The 21098-nt window shown below is 52.3% G+C and carries 14 protein-coding genes; 7 read left to right on the top strand and 7 right to left on the bottom strand.

The genetic code is table 11. From position 1 onward, the window contains the following. Nucleotides 1-27: 27 nt before the first annotated feature. Nucleotides 28-1191, bottom strand: a complete 1164-nt coding sequence (locus tag ACJMNB_RS00385) for a pyridoxal phosphate-dependent aminotransferase (protein ID WP_405337687.1) — start codon at nucleotides 1189-1191, stop codon at nucleotides 28-30. Between the two features lie 89 nt (nucleotides 1192-1280). On the opposite strand from ACJMNB_RS00385, the gene ACJMNB_RS00380 reads away from it, so the two are divergent. Further along, the gene (locus ACJMNB_RS00380) at nucleotides 1281-3551 is read left to right on the top strand and encodes a YgiQ family radical SAM protein (protein WP_405337684.1); all 2271 of its coding nucleotides are present in this window, start codon (nucleotides 1281-1283) and stop codon (nucleotides 3549-3551) included. 138 nt (nucleotides 3552-3689) lie between these two features. Here ACJMNB_RS00380 and ACJMNB_RS00375 read toward each other — a convergent pair whose 3' ends face one another. Then, the gene (locus tag ACJMNB_RS00375) at nucleotides 3690-4532 is read right to left on the bottom strand and encodes a 50S ribosomal protein L11 methyltransferase (protein WP_405337681.1); all 843 of its coding nucleotides are present in this window, start codon (nucleotides 4530-4532) and stop codon (nucleotides 3690-3692) included. 279 nt (nucleotides 4533-4811) lie between these two features. Between ACJMNB_RS00375 and ACJMNB_RS00370 the strand changes: the two genes are divergently transcribed. After that, nucleotides 4812-5819, top strand: a complete 1008-nt coding sequence (locus ACJMNB_RS00370) for a Fic family protein (RefSeq protein ID WP_405337678.1) — start codon at nucleotides 4812-4814, stop codon at nucleotides 5817-5819. A gap of 7 nt (nucleotides 5820-5826) precedes the next feature. On the opposite strand, the gene pyrH is transcribed toward ACJMNB_RS00370, so the two are convergent. Further along, the gene (gene pyrH, locus ACJMNB_RS00365; RefSeq protein WP_405337675.1) at nucleotides 5827-6534 is read right to left on the bottom strand and encodes a UMP kinase; all 708 of its coding nucleotides are present in this window, start codon (nucleotides 6532-6534) and stop codon (nucleotides 5827-5829) included. A gap of 185 nt (nucleotides 6535-6719) precedes the next feature. Here pyrH and ACJMNB_RS00360 point away from each other — a divergent pair, with 185 nt between their 5' ends. From ACJMNB_RS00360 to ACJMNB_RS00345, 4 genes are all read left to right on the top strand, one after another. Beyond that, nucleotides 6720-8603: a M6 family metalloprotease domain-containing protein gene (locus tag ACJMNB_RS00360; RefSeq protein WP_405337672.1), complete on the top strand. Its 1884-nt coding sequence runs from the start codon at nucleotides 6720-6722 to the stop codon at nucleotides 8601-8603. A 199-nt stretch (nucleotides 8604-8802) separates the two neighbouring features. Next, nucleotides 8803-9684 carry an electron transfer flavoprotein subunit beta/FixA family protein gene (locus tag ACJMNB_RS00355; RefSeq protein ID WP_405337669.1) on the top strand — a complete coding sequence of 294 codons (882 nt, stop codon included), beginning with the start codon at nucleotides 8803-8805 and terminating at the stop codon, nucleotides 9682-9684. Between the two features lie 3 nt (nucleotides 9685-9687). Beyond that, entirely contained in the window at nucleotides 9688-10713 is a 1026-nt protein-coding gene (locus ACJMNB_RS00350; RefSeq protein WP_290952234.1) for an electron transfer flavoprotein subunit alpha/FixB family protein, read from the top strand. A 5-nt stretch (nucleotides 10714-10718) separates the two neighbouring features. Next, a complete protein-coding gene (locus tag ACJMNB_RS00345) occupies nucleotides 10719-12428 on the top strand; it encodes an acyl-CoA dehydrogenase family protein (RefSeq protein WP_405337665.1) in 1710 nt (569 codons plus the stop codon). Between the two features lie 139 nt (nucleotides 12429-12567). Here ACJMNB_RS00345 and ACJMNB_RS00340 read toward each other — a convergent pair whose 3' ends face one another. Further along, nucleotides 12568-15768, bottom strand: coding sequence for an EAL domain-containing protein (locus ACJMNB_RS00340; RefSeq protein WP_405337662.1), 3201 nt, complete (start codon nucleotides 15766-15768; stop codon nucleotides 12568-12570). A gap of 168 nt (nucleotides 15769-15936) precedes the next feature. On the opposite strand from ACJMNB_RS00340, the gene ACJMNB_RS00335 reads away from it, so the two are divergent. Further along, a complete protein-coding gene (locus ACJMNB_RS00335; RefSeq protein WP_405337659.1) occupies nucleotides 15937-17142 on the top strand; it encodes a hypothetical protein in 1206 nt (401 codons plus the stop codon). Between the two features lie 2 nt (nucleotides 17143-17144). Here ACJMNB_RS00335 and ACJMNB_RS00330 read toward each other — a convergent pair whose 3' ends face one another. From ACJMNB_RS00330 to ACJMNB_RS00320, 3 genes are read right to left on the bottom strand one after another with little or no spacing between them, the layout of a single operon-like run. Continuing rightward, nucleotides 17145-17702: a TlpA family protein disulfide reductase gene (locus tag ACJMNB_RS00330; protein WP_405337656.1), complete on the bottom strand. Its 558-nt coding sequence runs from the start codon at nucleotides 17700-17702 to the stop codon at nucleotides 17145-17147. 30 nt (nucleotides 17703-17732) lie between these two features. Further along, nucleotides 17733-18662 (bottom strand): hypothetical protein, encoded by a 930-nt coding sequence (locus ACJMNB_RS00325; protein ID WP_405337653.1) that lies wholly within the window; start codon nucleotides 18660-18662, stop codon nucleotides 17733-17735. 11 nt (nucleotides 18663-18673) lie between these two features. Then, nucleotides 18674-21097 (bottom strand): ribonuclease R family protein, encoded by a 2424-nt coding sequence (locus ACJMNB_RS00320; RefSeq protein WP_405337650.1) that lies wholly within the window; start codon nucleotides 21095-21097, stop codon nucleotides 18674-18676. Between the last annotated feature and the right edge of the window lies 1 nt (nucleotide 21098).

Below are 21098 nucleotides of genomic sequence, written 5' to 3'. Positions count from 1 at the left end.
AAAATCAAGCCGCTAGGCCAAAAGCTCTTACTTCAGCTTAAAACGGAGACTTTCCAAGCGATTGAGCGATTCGACAAGGGTTTCGTCTTTCTTGGCGAAGTGGAAACGAATCAGGTGATTCACCGGTTCACGGAAGAAGCTTGAACCCGGCACTGCAGCGACGCCCACTTTTTGCGCAAGGTCAATACAGAACTGGTCATCGGATTTGTAACCGAATTCGCTGATATCCATCATCACGAAATACGTGCCCTGGGGTTCGGAGAACTTGAAGCCGAGATTCTTGAGACCGCCCGTGAAGATATCCTTCATGTGGGTGTAATGGGCCTGCAGTTCCTGGTAGTAATCGTCGCCGAAGTTGAGGGCGGTCAAAGCCGTTTCTTGCAGCGGCGAAGAAGCGCCCACCACCGTGAAATCGTGAACCTTCTTGATGCAATTCATGATGGGTTCGGCGGCAAGCACGTAGCCCAGGCGCCAACCCGTAATGGAATAACTCTTGGAAAGGCTGGAACATTCGATGGTGCGTTCGCGCATGCCCGGAAGCGTTGCCAGATAGGTATGATGGTGCGGAGCGAAAACGATGTGCTCGTAGACTTCGTCGGTGATTACATACAAATCATATTTAATGGCGAGGTCGGCAATAATCTGTAGTTCTTCGCGGGTAAAAACCTTGCCGCTGGGGTTCGACGGATTGCAAAGCACCAACGCCTTGACGCCCGGCTGCTTCATGGCATCTTCGAGGACGTTGGCATCGAAGGTGAAATCGTGAGGGTCCAGCGGAACATAAATCGGAGACGCACCACTCAAAATCGTGTCGGCGGTGTAGTTTTCGTAGAAAGGCGAAAAGATCACCACCTTGTCGCCCGGATTGCAGACCGACATCATGGTAATCATCATGGCTTCGGTACTGCCACAAGTAATGACCATTTCGGTTTGCGGGTCGTAAAGCAGCCCGCTGAAATGTTCCTGCTTTTTCGAGAGGGCTTCGCGGAAATTCTGGGCGCCAATAGTAAGCGCGTACTGGTGCGGCCCTGTGTGAGCCACTTCGGCCAATCGGTCTTGCAAAGCCTTGGGCGGATCAAAATCGGGGAAACCCTGCGAAAGGTTAATGGCGCCGCAAGCGTTTGCGATGCGCGTCATATGACGGATGACAGATTCAGTAAAATGATCAGTACGATTGCTTAAAGGCTTCATGGTATACAATTTAGAAATCCATCATAGATTGCCGCGTCACCTGCGATTCCTCGCAATGACGTACGAGGTTATTTTCTAAATTACATTCTATGTACGATCCGCGTTTTTTGCCTATTTGTAAAGAAGACCTAGACGAGCTCGGCTGGGATTACGTGGACGTCATCATTATCAGTGGCGATGCCTATGTGGACCACCCATGCTTTGGGCACGCCGTGGTAGGTCGCCTTTTCCAGCATGAAGGTTTACGCGTAGCGATTCTGCCGCAGCCGAACTGGCGCGACGATTTGCGCGACTTTAAGAAGCTAGGCAAGCCCCGCATGTTCTTCGCGATTTCAAGCGGCATGGACAGCATGGTGAACCACTACACCGCCGCCAAACGCCTGCGTAGCGACGACGCCTTTACGCCCGGCAACAAGGCAGGGTTCCGCCCCGATTACGCGACCTACACCTACGCGAAGATTTTAAAGAAACTCTATCCCGATGTTCCGCTGTTGATTGGCGGACTCGAATCCAGCTTGCGTCGCGTGACGCATTACGACTACTGGAGCGATAGACTCAAGCCGAGCATTCTGTTCGATACCCAGGCCGACATTCTCGTTTACGGCATGGGCGAAAAGCCCCTCAAGGAAATCGTACGACTTTTAAAGAAGGGTGTTCCCTTCTCCAGCTTGCATTCCATTCCGCAAACAGCCTACTTGGCCCCCAAGGGACAAATACCCACGACCAAGCAGTGGGAAGACTTGCGCCTCGCCAGCTACGAAGATTGCCTTGCCAACAAGCGTAACCAAATTGACAACTGCCGCAAGGTAGACATTGAATGCAACAAGTGGTTCCAGCGTCGCATTCTGCAAGATGTGGCCGAGCAAACAGTGGTGATTAACCCGGCCTACCCGCCGCTGGAATACGGCGAACTGGACGAAAGCTTTGAATACCCCTACGCTCGCGAACCGCACCCCCGCTACAGAAAGCGCGGAGCCGTGCCTGCGTTCGACATGATCAAGTTCAGCATCAACACGCACCGCGGCTGTTTTGGCGGTTGCAGTTTCTGCGCCATCAACGCACACCAGGGCAAGTTCATTGCCAGCCGTAGCCGCGAAAGCATTCTGCGCGAAGTGGATTTGATTACCAAGATGGACGGCTTTGCCGGCACCATCACCGATTTGGGCGGCCCCAGCGCCAACATGTACAACATGCGTGGCCGAGACCCGAGCCGTTGCCAAAAGTGCGCTCGCCCCAGTTGCCTGACTCCGAAAGTCTGCGACAACATGGACACGCACCACCACGAACTTTTGGAACTTTATCGCGAAGTGCGCAATCACCCGAAGGTGAAGCACCTATTCATCGGTAGCGGCGTGCGTTACGACATGCTGTTGCAGGAAACCGATGACGAAGAACTGATTCGCGACCACGAAGAATACGCCCGCGAACTGATTGATTATCATGTGAGCGGGCGCCTGAAGGTGGCCCCGGAACACACCAGCGATGCCGTGCTCAAGCTGATGCGCAAGCCGAGCTTTACGCTGTTCCACAAGTTCAAGGAATTCTTCGACGACGAATGCAAGCGCATCGGAAAACGCCAGCAGATTATTCCATACTTCATCAGCAGTCACCCGGGATGCACCGAAGCCGACATGGCCGAGCTTGCACTCGAAACAAAGCAGCTCGGATTCCAGCTGGAACAGGTGCAGGACTTTACGCCGACTCCGATGACCATTGCAACGGAAATGTTCTACTCTGAAATGACGCCGGACGGAAAGCCGCTTTACGTGGCAAAGACACCGGAGCAAAAGAGAAGCCAGCGCCAGTTCTTCTTCTGGTACATTCCAGAAAACCGCCCGCAAATTCGCGCAACGCTAGAACGCTTGAAACTCGGCAAGATCGGCCGACTGCTTTTAAGCCGCAGTGCAAAGGCCGAAGGCAAGGAATTCTTCCCCAGCAAGGAGCGCGAAGAAAACGAGGACTACCGCCAGCGCGAACAGCAGAAACGCGAACAGCGAGTGGTCACCATCGTACCGCAGAAATCCGGCGAAAAGGGTCGTTGGGAAAACTCCGCCCGCAAGGAACGCCGCGCCGCACAGTTTGGCGATCCTCGTGAAAATCGCGGCAACAACCGCGAAGGCCGTCGCGATGACAATCGTCGCGACTTCCGCGACGACAACCGCAACAACAATTTCGGTAATGGGGAGCGCAAAAGTTTCCATAGCGACCGTAAATTTGGCGGTGATCGCCGCGACTCCAATGGCAACAAAGGCCGCGATTTCCATCGCGACAACAAGCAGAACAACCGCGACAATCAGCGCGGAAATGAAAAACGGAATAATTCTCCGGTGCAGTTTAGTTCTTTCCGCCGCGGGAAATAACGCTTACGCGTTCACCGCGAGCACACTCCACCATTGCAATCTCACTTCGTGAGATTGCCAAATGCTAGGCTCGGTCATATCCATACATGTATGGCTGCGACGCTCGCCTTACGCATTTGTCACCACTACGCGGCTCATTTAGGAGTGTGCAAGCACACTCCACCATTCGCCGCTGACTCTTTCTTCTTTGACTTTGAAGCCGGCTTCTTCGAACCACTTGAGGATATAATCCTTTTCGGTGAGGAGCTGTCCCGAGATAATGAGTTCGCCGCCTTCGGCGAGCAAGTCTTCGATGTCGTCTCGGAGCGGCCAGAGTTCACTGCGGATCATGTTGCAGAGAATCACGTCGAACTTGGCGCCATCCTTAAAAGCGTCCAAGAAGCCGAGAATGCAATCGCTTTCCTTGAAGCCGTTGCGTTCGAAGTTTTCGGCAATGCAAGGAATCGTGAGTGGGTCGATTTCGGTGCCGACAGCCATGCGGGCGCCCAAGCGGCGAGCGTACATGGCCAAGATTCCCGTACCCGTACCGATATCCAACACCGTCTTGTCCTTGAAATCAATTGATTCCATCAAGGTAGCGCAGCTACTGGTGGTATCGTGTTCGCCAGTACCGAAAGCAGTCTTTGCTTCCAGTTCGAGCACCACGGCTTTCGGGTCATCGGGAGTAAATTCAACCCAAGGCGGACGCACCCACAAATGCGGGGACACAGACACCGGCTGCGCACGGTCGCGCCACCACTTGTCCCAATCCTTGGCAGGTTCTTCGCTAACGGAAAAATGATACTGGGGGAATTCATTTACGATACGGTCCCGTTCGGCCTTGTCGCCAGTATAAAAGCAAAAGTCTGTGCGGCCTTCTGCCTTCGGATCCAATTCTTCGAGCGTTGCCACGCCTGCTTCAAAAAGCAGGTAGCTAGCCAGTTCAAATTCTTCAGCGGGGCAATAGCCCTCGGCCTTGTACCATGTATCGATTTTCTGCATGTGGCAAAAATAAAAATTCAAGCCCCAACAGAAGATTCCAGATTCCCTTATGGCTCAACATTTTCAAAGCCTAAAAAAGGAGAGAGACTCGCCAACCCGTCGAGCCTCTCTTTACCAAGCGCAAACACCTCAAATCGCTTGGACCCCTAATCCATCTGTAAAGAAATATAAACAGATTCTGTCGAAATAGTGAAAATTTTCACAAAAACAGTATTCCAACTTGGAAGAATAGCCTTTTTCTCTTGTTTTTTCCGCTTTTCTACGTATATTTTGCGTCAAATGATCGTTTCTAAGCCGCTTTTTATACACCAGTACCCCGATTGGACCAAATTCCGCTACAACGCACAGAGCGTTATAGACGCCCTCGGCCAAACCCGCCTGCAAGAAGGCGCCCTTGTAGGGGTAGCAGACCTTGTCTGTAATTCCGACTTTGAAACCAAAATGCTGGCCCGGGATATTGCCGCAAACTACGCCCTGGACGGAAACGAACTTGACTTGCAGAACCTGGAAGGCGAAATTCAAAAGAAGAATTCCGCCAAGAACGACATTCGAAATTTTGTCGGCGCCATTCAGAACGCCAAGCTCCCCCTTACCGAAGAGCGTCTATTCGCATGGCATGCCGCCATCGGTCAGAACAAAGTAAAAAGCTACAGAACCAAGGAAAGCATCGCAGGCACATTTACCGGTGTAAGCCCGGAGCGTATTCCACACGAAATGGAACGCTTTATGGACTGGTTTGAAAATTCAACGCAAGACGGTGCGATTAAAGCAGCAATCGCTCACTTCTGGTTCTTGACCATCCGCCCGTTTGAAGACGGCAACGGCCGCATAGCCCGCGCCTTGAGCGCCATGCTATTGGCCCGAAGCGAAGACACCTCCCGTTGCCAATATGCGCTGAATGAACAAATTTTAAAAGACCGCGAAAAATACATCGAAACCCTATTCAAGGCGCAAGCAGGAAACGGAGACTTGACGGAATGGATTTTGTGGTTCTTGAACGCCATGCGAAAATCCATCGAAGATTGCAGCAAAGAAACGGCTGGTGCCCTCAAGAGAATGCAGTTCCTGCAAAGGAACCAGCAGGCCGATTTAAGCGCTCGCGAACGCAAGATTGTAGAAGCCGTTTGGAGCGGCGCCTTGCCGCAAGTATTCTCGGTCAAGGAAGCGGCAGCCCTCACTGGCACAAGCCACGACTCCGCACTCCGCGACATTCAAGACCTAATACAAAAAGAAATCGCCCGCCCCGAAAACAAGGGCGGACGAAGCCAAAAATACAGTTTGATTTAACCGCTAATTAGCAGTGCACCAGCGTGCCGAGGTCGCCCTGAACGGCGGCGCGGGTCAGGTTGCCCTTTTCCATCTTGAAAACGAAGATGGGCATGTTGTTTTCCATGCAGAGAGCAACTGCTGCGGTATCCATGACCTTGAGGCCGCGGGAGATGACTTCCTTGTAGGAGATATCATCGAAGCGGGTAGCGGTCGGATCCTTGACCGGGTCTGCGGTGTAAATGCCGTCGACCTTGGTAGCCTTCATGATCACGTCGCATTCGCTTTCGATAGCGCGGAGAGCAGCACAGCTGTCCGTGGTGAAGAACGGGTTGCCCGTACCGGCCGAGAAGATTACCACGGAGCCAGCGGAGAGAAGCTTGAGAGCCTTGCGGCGGTCGAAGAATTCGCAAACCGGTTCCATGCGGATAGCGGACATCACCACAGAATCCACACCCTGCTTATCGAGAGCATCTTGCATGGCGAGGCCATTCATCACGGTGCCGAGCATGCCCATGGCGTCGCCCTGGGCGCGATTCATGCCGCCTGCAGATGCGGAAATACCGCGGACGAGATTGCCGCCGCCAATTACGAGAGCGACTTGCACGCCCTGCTTGACGATGGAGGCAATTTCGGACGCCATGTCAGTAAGAATCTGGTTGTCGATGCCGTGGCCCTTTTCGCCTGCGAGGGCTTCGCCACTAAGCTTGAGGAGAATGCGCTTGAATTTAGACATAATTATTTGCCGGTTAATTGTTTTCGGAATAATTTAACAAAAAAATGTAGGCCAATATTAGTGGTCATGTGTTTTTTTCCATACAATACGACACTCTTTTCAAATTAATGTATTTTACAAAGTGGTGTTAATCTAGGATGTTTTTTATGAAAAACAGATTTCTTCCTTTTTGCCTTTTACTGTCCATGTTACCCACAATGGCCTTTGCCGACATCGTGTGGCAAGGAAAAAGGGTTGCCGCTTGGCCCGAAGAAGCCATGCCTAGATTCAACAATAACGTCACTCCATCTCGCGCCCTCATGAAAGCGACGGCCACCACGACGCAGAGCCATTATGCCGCACCCAAGGGCAAAATCTACAGCCTTACGCTCCTTGTCGACTTTTCAGACCAACCAGCGCCTGTTACCGTGAGCGAAGTAGAAGACTGGTTGAACAAGGAAGGCTTCAACAGGGATGGTTGTAACGGTTCCGTGCGTGATTACTACCTGGATGTTTCCAATGGGCAGCTGGACCTCACCAATGAAGTATTTGGCTGGTACCGCGCAAAATACCCCAAGTCATGGTACGAAAGCCCTGATAGAATCACAAACGGAGATGATTACAAAGGCTCCGAAATTCTCTTGAAAGAAGTATTCGAGCACTTCGATTCTCAGGTGGATTTTTCACGCTACGACAACGACAAGGACGGCACCACCGAAGCCATCAACATCGTCTATGCCGGCGCCGGTAAAACTTGGGGAAAAGGGCTATGGCCTCACTCGGGATGGTCCAGTGAAAAACGCGACGGTGTAAAGCTCTCGCACCACCAGATGACTGACATGCCCGGCAAATTCTCGATATATGTCTTTGTGCATGAAAGCGGCCACATGATTTTCGGCTGGCCGGATCTTTACTGGTACGGAGACTACTGTACCATGGGCAACCGCGCAAACGACTTGAACCCTGTAGCCATCAATGACTTTTTCCGCGCCGACCAGGGCTGGATTCCGTTTGTAGACATCACCAGTGACGACGTAAATAACGTAACGCCCCTCGAGATTACCAAGCCAGGCGAAGTCTGCTACCGCTACAAGAATCCCGCAAGGCCCAATCAAGAAGGATTGGTATGGTCCTACGTACGCAATACGGGCCGCGACAAGGTCCTCGCCGGAAGCGGGCTCTTGATGCAACATTACGACTTTTCCATAGGCGACAACACCGCTTCGGACAAGCTCGGATTGAGAATCGTTCGAGCCAATCACACAGAACCGTCACTCAACGGCGATGAGGACCAGTGGCCAAGCCCCGGCAGTCAAGCAAGCGCCTTCTTCAAGAACGGCACCTATCCAGAATTTTCAGACGCTACCTACCCCACCATCACTTGGTATAACGGAACCAAGACGGGGCTCAAAATCACTGACATCGGAACGCCCGGCGAAACGCTTACGTTCTGCATCGGCGAAAACTGCTCCGCCGCCGAAACGCCTTCAAGTTCTTCAAGCACCCCGGCAAGTTCCAGCAGCGCCGTCGAAGTCAAGATTCAAAAAATCGCCTTGGAAACAAGCCTCCCTGTTGACAACAACTACGGCTACGTGACTCTAGACTTGAAAGGCAGCGACGTTGCCAAAGCCTTAGGCATCAACAAGAGTGAAATTGCTGACAAGGCCATTTTCTACGGAGTAGAGCCCGATGGCACGCTCAACAGCCGCACCACCGGCGAAGGCACCGGGCACTGGTTTGACGCTGACGGAAAAATTGTCGCCTGGGATCCGAACGGAACAAGCATCGTCTTCTCTAATGCGGATCTCACAAGCATGACCACCAAAATCGGGCACATGCCGAATAAAGTTACGGCCGGAGAATCGTACACCATAAGACAGGCTCTGGTTTATGGGAGCAACCAAGTCACCTTCGAAATCACGGTCACCATCGGCGAAAAGACCACCGTCATTTCCAATTTCGAAAAGGCAAAACATGGCAAACCCGGAAGCCGAATCTTCAACGTGCTCGGCAAACCCGTAGGCAAGAGAACGGCATCCGGCGCCCTCCCCGACCTGCCCAAAGGCATGTATGTCGAAGTGGTGAAATGATTTCCGGCAATTTGCCATTCACTGCCGTTCATTTCTTACAATTCTATCATAATTTTCTTACGCAAATTTTACCGCGGAAAAGGGTGATTCCGGCTCATCGGGCCGGGTTTTGCCCTTTGGAATAAACTATTTTATACCCCGTGAATTTTGCAAAATAGCAGAGTTTCAAACTAAACACTAATTAAACCGTTAAAGAAATATGAGTCTTAAAATCGTTGTGCTTGCTAAGCAAGTACCTGACACACGAAACGTAGGCCCGGACGCCATGACGCCGCAGGGTACTATCAATCGTGCCGCTTTGCCCGCAGTCTTCAACCCTGAAGACTTGAACGCCCTGGAGCAAGCCCTTCGCCTGAAGGACCAGTTTCCGGGTTCCACCATTTCCGTGCTGACCATGGGTCTCCCGAAGTCCGCCGAAGTCATCCGCGAAGCTCTCTACCGCGGTGCCGACTGCGGTTATGTGATTACGGACCGTACCCTCGGTGGTGCAGACACGCTCGCTACGAGTTACACCCTCGCCCAGGCCGTGAAGAAGGTCGGCGACTATGACATTATTCTCGGTGGCCGCCAGGCTATCGACGGCGATACCGCCCAGGTGGGTCCGCAGATTGCCGAAAAGCTCGGCCTCACGCAGGTGACCTACGCCGAAGAAATTCTCTCCCTCGACGAAAAGGCCAAGAAGGTCGTGATCCGCCGCCACATCGACGGTGGTGTGGAAACGGTGGAAGCACCGCTACCGCTGGTCGTGACCGTGAACGGCAGTGCCGCTCCGTGCCGCCCGCGCAACGCCAAGCGCATCATGAAGTACAAGAACGCCACGGTGGTTGCCGAACGCGCCCCGGAAGAAGCCGAAAAGTACGAAGCGCTCATCGCAAAGAAGCCCTACCTCAACATCCCGCAGTGGGGCGCCGCCGACATCGACGCCGACCCGACTCAGATTGGTAAGGCCGGTTCTCCGACGAACGTGAAGGCCGTCAAGAACATCGTGTTCAAGGCGAAGGAAAGCCGCACGCTCACCGCGAGCGACGCCGACGTTGAAGGACTTATCAAGGAACTTTTAGACGAGAAGATTATTGGCTAGCCTATGAATAACGTATTTGTATATTGCGAAATTGAGGGCACGACCGTCGCTGACGTTTCCCTCGAACTTTTGTCCAAGGGTCGCAAGCTCGCCAATACTCTCGGCGTACAGCTCGAGTGCATTTGCGCAGGCAAGGGCCTTGATGGCATTGAAAAGCAGGTTCTCCCCTACGGTGTGGACAAGGTCCATGTGTTCGACGCAGAAGGCCTGTTCCCCTACACCACCAACCCGCACGCATCCCTCGTGGTGAACCTCTTCAAGGAAGAGCAGCCGCAGATCTGCCTGCTGGGTGCAACGGTGATCGGCCGTGACCTCGGCCCGCGCATTTCTAGCGCCATGCACAGCGGCCTTACCGCCGACTGTACCGAACTCGAAATCGACAGCTTCGAAATGAGCATCGGTGGCGTGAAGAAGGCTTACGAAAATCAGCTCTGCCAGATCCGTCCGGCTTTCGGCGGTAACATCGTCGCAACGATCGTAAACCCGGAACACCGTCCGCAAATGGCAACCGTCCGCGAAGGCGTGATGAAGAAGGAAATCGCCGACCCGAACTACAAGGGCGAAGTGATCAAGCACGATGTGGCCAAGTACGTTCCGGAAACGGAATACGTGGTCAAGGTGCTCGAACGCCATGTGGAAAAGGCCAAGCACAACCTCAAGGGCGCCCCGATCGTGGTAGCCGGTGGTTACGGCATGGGCTCCAAGGAAAACTTCGACATGCTGTTCGAACTTGCCAAGGAACTCCACGCCGAAGTGGGCGCAAGCCGTGCCGCTATCGACGCAGGCTATGCCGATCATGACCGTCAGATCGGTCAGACTGGCGTGACGGTTCGTCCGAAGGTCTATATCGCCTGCGGTATTTCCGGTCAGATTCAGCACCTCGCCGGTATGCAGGATTCTGGTATCATCATCTCCGTGAACTCCGACCCGGATGCTCCGATCAACGCTATCGCTGACTACGTGATCAATGGCACCGTCGAAGAAGTCATTCCCAAGATGATTAAGTATTACAAGGCAAACAACAAGTAAGCGCTATGGCAAATTTCTACACAGATCATCCCGAGATTAAATTCAACCTCGAAAGTAGTCCCCTGATGCAGCGCATTGTCGAGCTCAAGGAGCACGGCTACGCTGACAAGGACAACTTCGACTACGCGCCGGAAGATTTTGCCGACGCTATGGACAACTACAACCGCGTTCTCGATGTCGCTGGCGACATCACCGCCAACACCGTGGCCGTGAATGCCGAAGATGTTGACGCCGAAGGCCCGCACTGCGAAGACGGCCGCGTCCGTTACGCAAGCAAGACCTATGAGAACCTGGAAGCTACCCGCAAGGCCGGCCTCAATGGCGTGACCATGCCGCGCCGCTACGGTGGCCTCAACTTCCCGATTACGGCCTACACCGCCATCAACGAAATGATCGCTACCGCCGACGCCGGTTTCGAGAACATCTGGTCCCTCCAGGACTGTATCGAAACCCTGTACGAATTCGGTGACGATGACCAGCGTTCCCGCTTTATCCCGCGCGTCTGCGCCGGCGAGACGATGTCGATGGACTTGACTGAACCCGATGCCGGTTCCGACCTGCAGCGCGTGATGCTCAAGGCCACCTACAGCGAAGAAGACAAGTGCTGGTACCTGAACGGCGTGAAGCGCTTCATCACGAACGGCGACTCCGACATTCACCTGGTGCTCGCCCGCTCCGAAGAAGGCACGCACGACGCCCGCGGCCTTTCGATGTTCATCTACGACAAGCGTGACGGTGGCGTGAACGTCCGCCGCATCGAAAACAAGCTCGGTATTCACGGAAGCCCGACTTGCGAACTTGTCTACAAGAACGCCAAGGCAGAACTCTGCGGCCGCCGCAAGTTCGGCCTGATCAAGTACGTGATGGCCCTCATGAACGGCGCCCGTCTCGGCATTGCCGCACAGTCCGTGGGCATTAGCCAGGCCGCCTACAACGAAGCCCTCGCCTACGCCAAGGATCGTAAGCAGTTCGGCCAGGCCATCATCAACTTCCCGGCTGTCTACGAAATGCTTTCCAACATCAAGGCCCGCCTTGATGCCGGCCGCGCCCTCCTTTACCAGACATCCCGCTACGTGGATATCTACAAGGGCCTCGAAGACATCGAACGTGAACGCAAGCTCACCGACGAAGAAAAGGCCGAACTCAAGCTTTACACGAAGCTCGCCTCTGCATGCACTCCGCTTGCCAAGGGCATGAACTCCGAATACGCCAACCTGAACAGCTACGACAGCATCCAGGTGCACGGCGGTTCCGGCTACATGCTCGAATACGCTTGCCAGCGCCTGTACCGCGACGCCCGTATCACTTCGATTTACGAAGGTACGACCCAGTTGCAGACCGTGGCCGCTCTCCCGCACATCACCACCGGCACCTACAGCCAGATTCTCGAAGAACTGGAAAACGGCGAAGTGGCAGCGGAATACGAAGCGCTCAAGGCCCGCGCGAAGGCAATGGACGCCAAGTACAACGAAGCGATTGAGTATGTGAAGGCTACCGAGAACAACGAGTTTCTCGACCTCTGCGCCCGCCACCTCTACGAGATGGCCGCGAACTGCGTGATGAGCCAGTTGCTCCTCCGCGACGCCACCAAGTCTCCTGAACTGTTCGAAAAGAGCATGAAGGTGTACCTGAACATGGCCGAAGCCGAAGTCGCCAAGCACTACAACCTGGTCAAGAGCCTGGATGTAGCTGCGATTGATAGCTACAAGAAGTAATTCTTAAGGCATAAAAGTATTCAGCCCCGGCTTGACCGGGAATCTCCCCTTGCAAAAGAACCTCGATGCAAATGCATCGGGGTCTTTTTGTTGCTTAAAAGGAGGTTCCGGGCAGAGGCCCGGGAAGACAATTGTGGAATTACTTCTTACTAGTCCCAACACTATCGTTCTGGAGCTTAAGAATGATGTCGCCGGATTCGGGGTCCATCATCATGTCGAAACTGGAGCGGATGGTAAAGTTGTAGCCGCAAACATCGTAGCTGATATCCAGCGAGTGGACCATACACTTGTTCATGTAATCGAGGATCAGCTTGTCGCGGGTGTAATCCAATGCGTTTATGACATTGGTTTTGCTTTGCTGCATCAGCGAACTCAAGTACTTGTAATGGATTTCGTAGGTGTACTTGTCTTCGAGTTCCTTGGGAATGTACGAGATTCCGCCCATGCGAAGCACGGGAGAATTTTTCGTCAGGTTCCAGAACAAGAATCCGCGATAACCCGGGTCGTAAGACTTGGTGTTCGTTGCCTCGCCCGATGCCATAAAGTGCGCAAAGGCCTCTTTTCGCTTGAAGTAGCTCTTCATGGCCACATCGTCTTCTGACATGAATGCCGAGAAGATGGTTCCGTACGGAGTTTTGCCGAAGACTTTGCCCACATGGTAGATGCGCTTGACATTTCCGCTGGTCGTCTTCGCACGGAAGGTCACTTGCTTTGCCGCTGTGCTTCTGCTCGTAATCTGTTCCGAGATTTCCGCGTTTATCTTTCCGTAATCTTCAGGGAGAATCGCGTCCTTGAAGAATCTCCCCACATGTTTCCGGAATTCATCGGTATTGGCACACTCGAACATGTCGAGCACTCGTGCATTCACGTAAAGGATTTCGCCTGTCCTTACGCTGAACAGAACGACTCCGCCCGGAACGTATTCCATATAGTTCAACGACACCTGACGAAGGGTTTCCGCATTCTTGATGGAACCGTCAACCTTCGCCTTGATCATGTCCTTGTCGTTAATCGGTGTCACGAGGAACTGGGAGGCGCCCACACGGATACTTTCTTTGGCAAGATCCATGTTGTCGGTCATGACGACAAATGGAATCTGGAGGCTACGCTGTTCAGCCTGGAATTCTTGAATGAGTTTGAAGCCGTCTTTTTTCGGAAGGTCAACCCCAATCAAGGCGAGCGATACATGGCGTCCATATTCACGCAGTAAGTCAAGCGCCCGTTCGCCATCTTCGGCAATCAGCACATTGTAATCATCCCTCAAAATACTTTCGAGGAACGCCCTATCCTGCGGATTGGCATCGGCGAGCAAGATCGTCTTCGCCTCGGACGGAAGCGCTTCTTTACTGTTTATAGAAGAACTGTCGAAGGCGCTCACATGCGTATTGCGCAGCGTCATGTCGTAAATGTGTCGGCCGTTAATATCGGCAACCAAGGCACCACTCAAATAAACATAGGTTCCGTGCGAGGCGTACGTAATTTCTTGCGGTGCATTATAGGCAGCACGTTCCATTTCGTGAAGCGTATAGTACACGGGATTTTCAGGATCGTTGATAGACTTGACAACAGCATCAATATTCGGGAAACCGACACTCAACAACTGCTTTTCGAACTGTTTGTTCATGAACAGGAAGGTAAACTTTCCGTTTTCGCTGGAGAGGATTGCCTTGGAACTTTCGACCAGATAGTCAATGCTACCCAGTTTCGAATACACGACTCGCATGTCGCGGTCTTCGGTGACAAGCCCCAAAGACGTCATATGTTTCATGGTTTCTTCGAAGGGTTGCGGCTTTCCGTAATAATAGCCTTGCATCTTTTCGCAACCGATACTCTTCAGGAATTCCATCTGTTCCTTGGTTTCGACACCTTCGGCCAAAGTCTTCAGCCCAAGATTCTTGGCCATGCGGACAGTCGAACTGATAATGACTCGGGAGGCCTCGTTAAAATTCGAAAGGAAAGCCATGTCGATTTTCAACTCGTCGAACTTATAATCCTTGAGAGTATTCAACGAAGAATAGCCACTTCCAAAATCGTCCATCCAGACTTCGTAACCCACCAAGCGGAATCGTTGGATTTCACTCTGGACATAGGAATCCGAAGCCATGATACTTTCCGTAATTTCGACGCGGATGTATTTGCGGTCGATCTTGTATTTTGCAAGGGCCGCTTCAACCACGTTAAAGATATCGCAACCGACAAAGTCCAAACGAGAAAGGTTGAACGACACGGGAACAATAGGGTGTCCTTGGTCCAGTTGTTCACGCAACTCCTTGCAGACGAGTTCTATCACCTGACTGTCGAGCTTGTGAATCTGCTTGGATTCCTCTAACGCACCGATAAACACGCCCGGGTTCAAGAAGCCATATTCCGGATCGATCCAGCGGACAAGCGCTTCCATTCCGCAGAATGTCTCAGTAATCGTTCGGACTACCGGCTGGTAATAAATCTTGATGTAGCCATTCGCGACGGCATCGTCAATGTGGTTCACCACGTAATTCTGCAGCAAGAGAGTCCTGTGCAGATCTTCGTCGTAATACCGAATAAAGCTGTCGCCTTTTTTCTTTTGAATGTTGCAGGAGAGTTTCGCTTTCTCGATTGCATCAAGAATATCGCCATCTTCATCAGCTTGGCAAACGCCTGCGTAAAGATCCATCGAAATTTTCGAGACCGTGCCTTTAACGTATTTTCGAACCTTGTCAAGCTTTTCATCTAGGTCGGCAATATCGGTTACAACTACAAAATGGTCATTCGTGCCACGGCATACCAAGTGCTTGGGGAACAACTTTTTAAGCTTGGCTGCAAAGTGAATCAAGAATTCGTTTCCGCTGCTAAAGCCGTTGGCATTGTTGTAAAGCTTCATCCCGATGATGTCGAAGAAAACCACTGCAGGGGTAACGCCTGTATTTACAAGTTCTTCTATGTAGTTTTCTCCGCGGATGCGGCAATATTCCAAATTCGGGAGCCCTGTCAGGGGGTCAAAGAAACGGTCGGAATGATCGTTGACGCGCATGAAAATGGAACGTTTGCCACGCCAAGAAATTCGGGAAGCATTTACAACTAGATCTTTTCCGGAATACGGACAACGAATAATCGACACCCCTTTTTCAAGGAGTTCTTCTATGAACAAAGTATCCGCTTCATTAGGAGGAAAGAAATAATCTTCGAACTTGATTCCCTCTTCATAGGGCCTTTTCGGTTTCCAGAAATGCGAGATAGATGGATTCACCATATAGATTTCGTGCGTTTTCGCATCGAAAATCACAAACGGATCCACCTTGGCCGTATTCAAAAGTTCCACGACTACCGACGCGGGAATGTCGGATTTTTCACGCAAAGTCATTGCTCCCACCTTAATTCATATTTTCTCTTTCTTATCCATTAAATTAATTGATTATTTGCGAAAAAGCAAATCTTTTTATACAAAACTACAGGAAATTCAGCAAAAATCAGCCTTTTGCGCATAAAATGGCCCTGTTTTAGCAGTCTGCTTTCTTTCTATATTAGCAACATGATCTTGAATAAGGCTATACTCCCCAGTTTTATTTGTTCAATGGCATTCGCGCTGACGGCATGCGTCGGCAACGCCCCCTCCCCCGAAACCAACCCCCAGCCTGAATCGGCAAACGCCGCAGACGTTTCCCAGCCCCAAGCAGGAACCGGCACAGAAACGGGTCAAATCGGCGAGAACCAGGAAGTCTTCTTCAACTCCCAGGCGCTGGACAACCACCGTCTGAATACACCCGACAATATTCCGACAGCCAACCCAGCCAATACGTCTAATACGGACGCCGTCACGCAGGCTGCCGTTGCAGACCCCTACACCACCATTCCGGCCATCGTCCAGAACATTTTCGAATACGCCAACACCTTGCACAAGGCGGGTTATACCGATTCTGCAAGCGCTTACCTGGAACGTTTCCGCGTCATCAAGCCCTTGTGGGCCCAGTGGGAATCCAAAGCCGACTCCATGCTGAATGAATTCGGCAAAATCCGCGCCGAAAAGGCCAAGGCTTACGAGCCCATGGTATTCCAGATCCAGAACATGAATCGCGCCAGTTCCGACTACGGTCTCGTGGCCGAAACAGCCGACAGCCTGATAGCCCTCGCCCCGGGCGACTCCCTTACCCAATGGGCAAAGGCACAGAAGGATATCGCCTACAAGAACACACTCGCCAAGGCCAAAAAGGAATATGCCGCGGTGAAGGCTCTCGCCGACAACCAGGCGCAATTTGCCGAAGCCGAGAAGCAGGCGGTCACCTTGCAGATGCGTTACCGCGACTTCGAAGACGTACTCCACTTGCAGGAACTCATCGACCACATTCGCGAACTGATGCAGTCTACTAACGCCGAAGCCGCCAAATACTGGGAATCCCACGACCCGGCCCAGGCGCTGGCCCAGGCAGACTCCCTACTGCAAAAAGAAAAGTTCAGCGAAGCCAAGGAACTCTTGAACAAGCTCAAGGCCAGCAAACTGCGCAAAGAAGCCAACGAACTATACCAGAAACTGGCGGATACCTACTGCACCAAGCAACGCAAGGCAACGAGCCAGGTATTCGCCAAGGCGCAAAAGCAAAAGGATGCGGCCAAGAAGAAAAAGCTGCTGCAAGACGCCATCGCACCGCTGGACAAGTGCCTGACGGAATATCCTGACAATCCGCAGAAGCAGAAGGTCATCGAAAACAAGCAGTTCCTGGAAAAAGAAGCGAACCGCTAAGTTTAAAGCGGATGAACGGGCTCTTTGAATTTTTCCTTGAATTCATCGTAGGATTCAAGCATTGCACCCGTCACATCCATTAAAGAATTTATGGAATGCACACCCGATTGGTTGTGAACAATTTTTCCGTTGCGGTCTCTTAAAATGATGTAAGGGACCGCATCTTTTTTAATTTTCAAGCCCTCGGTAAGCCCGTCGTGCCAATACACTTTTTTCCAGTTCCACGGAACTTGATGCTGGTAAGCCCAGTCATGGATTTCATCGTTATTGGGTCCACCCACGATCAAGACGACATTAATCTTGAATTCCTTCAAGCCCTCGTCTAAGGGGTAAATATTGACGAGCTGCTCGCGACAATGCGGGCACCATGTACTCAAGCGGACAATCAACGTTCCGTTTTCGCCTGCAAGATCTTTCATCGACGTAACCTCTCCGTCAAATTTACGGAAAGGAACATCGTCTTTAATTTTATCGGAGAAAGGATTAATGTTTTTAACGGCAACAACGTAGTACGCCGCTGCGGCAATAATTGCCAAGATAAGAAGTACCTTGATATTCATAATTAAGCTCCCCTTTAAAATTGAATTTATTTACTTGTATTCGTCGCCGTGCAGCGGTTTTCGCAATAGCTTGTATTTTGTCTTGATGGCGGTGCGGAGTAGCGGCCAGCCGACCTTATTGAACGTCTTTTGCCAAAGCTTGTCTATGGCCTGAGTTGCAGAATTGCCCACGGGCCCCGGGAGCCATTCTTCTTTAAAGTCGGGAGCGATGCCGGCATCTACAATCATCTTGTGATAATCGGCATTCAAGGCGTTATAGGCTCCATGACGAATGAAATGGACTTTTTCTTCGAAATTAAAACGACGTTGCAGCAGCTTGCGCTTAATAAACCCAGCCCCTTGAGCAATGAGTTCAGGATAGGCAAATATGGTCCGCAAGTGGGTATTGTAGAGCGATGCAGTCTGGATTTCGGCTTCATCGAATTTGATGGCAAGCCCGATTTCCAGCTTGTGCACAACATCGTAGAAAGTTTCCTGCTCGGGAGTTTCAAGCAGATGCAAGTAGAAGGCGCCTAAGGCTTCTTGCTTCAGGTACAAGAAGAACGACTGCAAATGGGGGCGAACTTCATCGTTTTGCGTAAGGGAAACCACATCAGCCGTACTAGCTTCGGCGCGGCGGATAAAATCGGCAAAGTTGTTCTGGAAATAAACGATGGAATCGTTTGTCAGCAACAATCTAGAGATGCTGTTGAATTCAATTAGATTGTTATGCCCGTTAGCGATATCCTTGAGGAACCTGCGCCACATGCCGAAATCGAATCCGTGATTTTCGGTCAGGTAAAGCTTGATTCCGTTATCTTCCAGAAACGCCATGGTCTCTGCCGAAAGGGGGCGTTTATTGGTGAGCAGCACGACGGTGAAGTCGGTCTCGGCAAGGTGCTTGAGCGCAAAGCGGACATACCCGGGAAGTTTTTCCCCGGTCTGATAACTTGCATAAAGTATAACCTTGCCGTTAGACATAATACCTCTACTTACCTTCTGCCACCGCGGCCATGGCTTTTGTTGCTACGGCCGGCACCCTTGCGGGAGCCTCCCTTACGGGGCTTGCTTGCAACATGGAAACCGTCGTCCGAATCGCGACCGCTGCGGTTGCGTGAACCGCGGCCGGTGCGTTCAAAGCTCGGAGCGTCAGAATCAAAGCGCCCGCCGCGAGATTTTCCGCGGCCGCCTCGTGCATCTCGGCCGCCACGGTTCATGTGGCTATGGGCGGAAACGAATTCCGGTACACCATCGTCAAAGTCGTCGCCGTCATCGAAATCGGGCTGGCTCACGTAACCGAGGGCTTCCGCCGCGGCGGCGCGGTCAGCGCGTTCGCGAACGTCGCGGTTGCGATAATCGTTATCTTCGCCTTGTCTGCGGCGCTTCTTCGGTTCGCTAGAGAGCTTTTCGATAATGCTGAAGTCCGCCTGACCGCGCAGAGGGTCCACCCTCAAAAGGCGCACCAGCACCTTGTCGCCGCGGCGGAAGGTACGTCCGCTCTTCTTACCGAAAGCGAGACCTTGATCCGGATTGAACACGTAGAAATCTTCGCCCGCAATATCGCGGAAGCGCACGAGGCCTTCGGCGATAGGGTCTGCGATAGACACATAGATGCCCCATTCTTCGATACCCGAAACTGTCGCTTCGAAATCATCGCCAATGTGGCTCTTCAAAATCCAGCAGCTGCACACCTTGATGGCGATGCGTTCCGTTTTCTGGTTCTTGACTTCGTTTGCAGAAATCAAGTCGCAAACTTCAATGACGCTGTTCTTGCGTTCAGCCGTAATTTCCTTGCCCTTGCGAGCGAGTTCACGATGACACCACAAGTCCGCATAACGGCGGATCGGGCTGGTAAAGTGAGCGTAGTCCTGCCAGTTCAAGGCAAAGTGACCGAAGCTGTTACTGTCGTAATGGGCCTTCTGCATACTGCGAAGAATGCGGTTGGTCAAAGTCTCGTCGCCAGCGGCGCGCTTCACCAAATGTTCGTACAGCTTGAATGCCGTCGGGTTCAGGTTGGTATCGCCACTGCGGGGTTTGCCCAGGTCACGCAGCATCACCGGAGAATCCTTGAACAGGTCCGGATACATGTAGTACAGTTCCATGATGTCCTTGGTGTCCGGAGCTTCATGGATACGGTAAATGCCCTGCAGCTTGCGCTTTTTGAGTTCCTTGGCGCAGCAGTTGTTGGCAATCAACATGCATTCTTCCACCCACGAATTGGATTCGTCGGTAGTACGCGGATAAATCTTTTCGGGTTCGCCCTTCTCGTTGAACTTGCAGCCGAATTCGGTGCTCTGGAATTCCAGCAGGCCGTCCTTGGTGCGGTTCTTTTTCAAAAGGGCAGTCACTTCGGCGAGAGCCTTGATATCGTCGTCGCCGTTCTTCATCATTTCCATTGCCTGTTCGTAGGTAATGGACTTGGTAATCTTCACGATACTGCGATGGAAATCCCAGCTGAGCACATTGGCGTGGCGGTCCAGTTCCATCATGCAGGTAAAGGCGCAGCGGTCCACGCCCTGGTGCAAACTACACACGTTGCTAGAAAGCTTTTCCGGGAGCATGGGCACTGCAGTCCACGGCAAATACTGCGTGTAGCTGCGTTCCAAAGCTTCTTCGTCCAGCTCGGAACCTTCGGGTACATAGTAACTCACGTCGGCAATGTGCACGCCTAGCTTGTAGCCGCCCTTGGGGGTGCGTTCTACGCTAATGGCGTCGTCATGATCCATGGCGCCTTCGGGGTCGATACAGAGAATCGTAAGTTGTCTGTAGTCCACGCGGCCCTTGAAATCCTTGCCGCAGGGTTCCTTGACGCCGTCCACATATTTCTTGATAGCGGGGCTGAAGTCCTTGGGCAGATTGGCATCATCCATGAACTTCACCTTGACTTCGTCCCAGCTGATGTTCATGGCTTCGGCAGTGCGATCCACCTTTGCCAAGTAGCTATGCTTGAGTTTCGGATGCGGATACAGCGTGAAGCTGATGGTCTCGCCTTCCTTGCCCGGAGCCTGCCTGCGGTGGCACATTTCGTACACCTTGCCGGTTTCCAGTTCATGGACTTCCCATTCTTCTTCGCCGGTCTGGTGCAGAATACCGCGCTTGACGCGGGTCTCGTTTTCCTTGCCCGTCTGACGGCGGCTACGTGCGCCCGGACGGCGATTGTCTTCAGGGTACTGTTCCGAAATTTTCTTGATGCGCTTCTCGCGTTTTTCTTCAACGCTTTCGCCGTCACCCAGCTGGTATTCCTTGTGACTGGTACGCTTCAGAAGACCCTGCTCCACCATGTCGGCGAGCAGCTGTTTAAATGCCATTTTCTGTTTCTTGGGGAGGCCAAGTGCGCTACGCAAGCGGCTTCCGACCATAGGTTCGTCGCGGAGGATGGCGATAATCTGTTCTTGACTAGGTAATTGCTGTGCCATA

Origin of the sequence: Fibrobacter sp., assembly GCF_045131395.1 — a bacterium.
In the GTDB taxonomy this organism is placed as follows: Bacteria; Fibrobacterota; Fibrobacteria; order Fibrobacterales; family Fibrobacteraceae; genus Fibrobacter.
The sequence above is the reverse complement of the archived record's forward strand: the minus strand, read 5'-3'. Positions and strand labels throughout refer to the sequence as shown.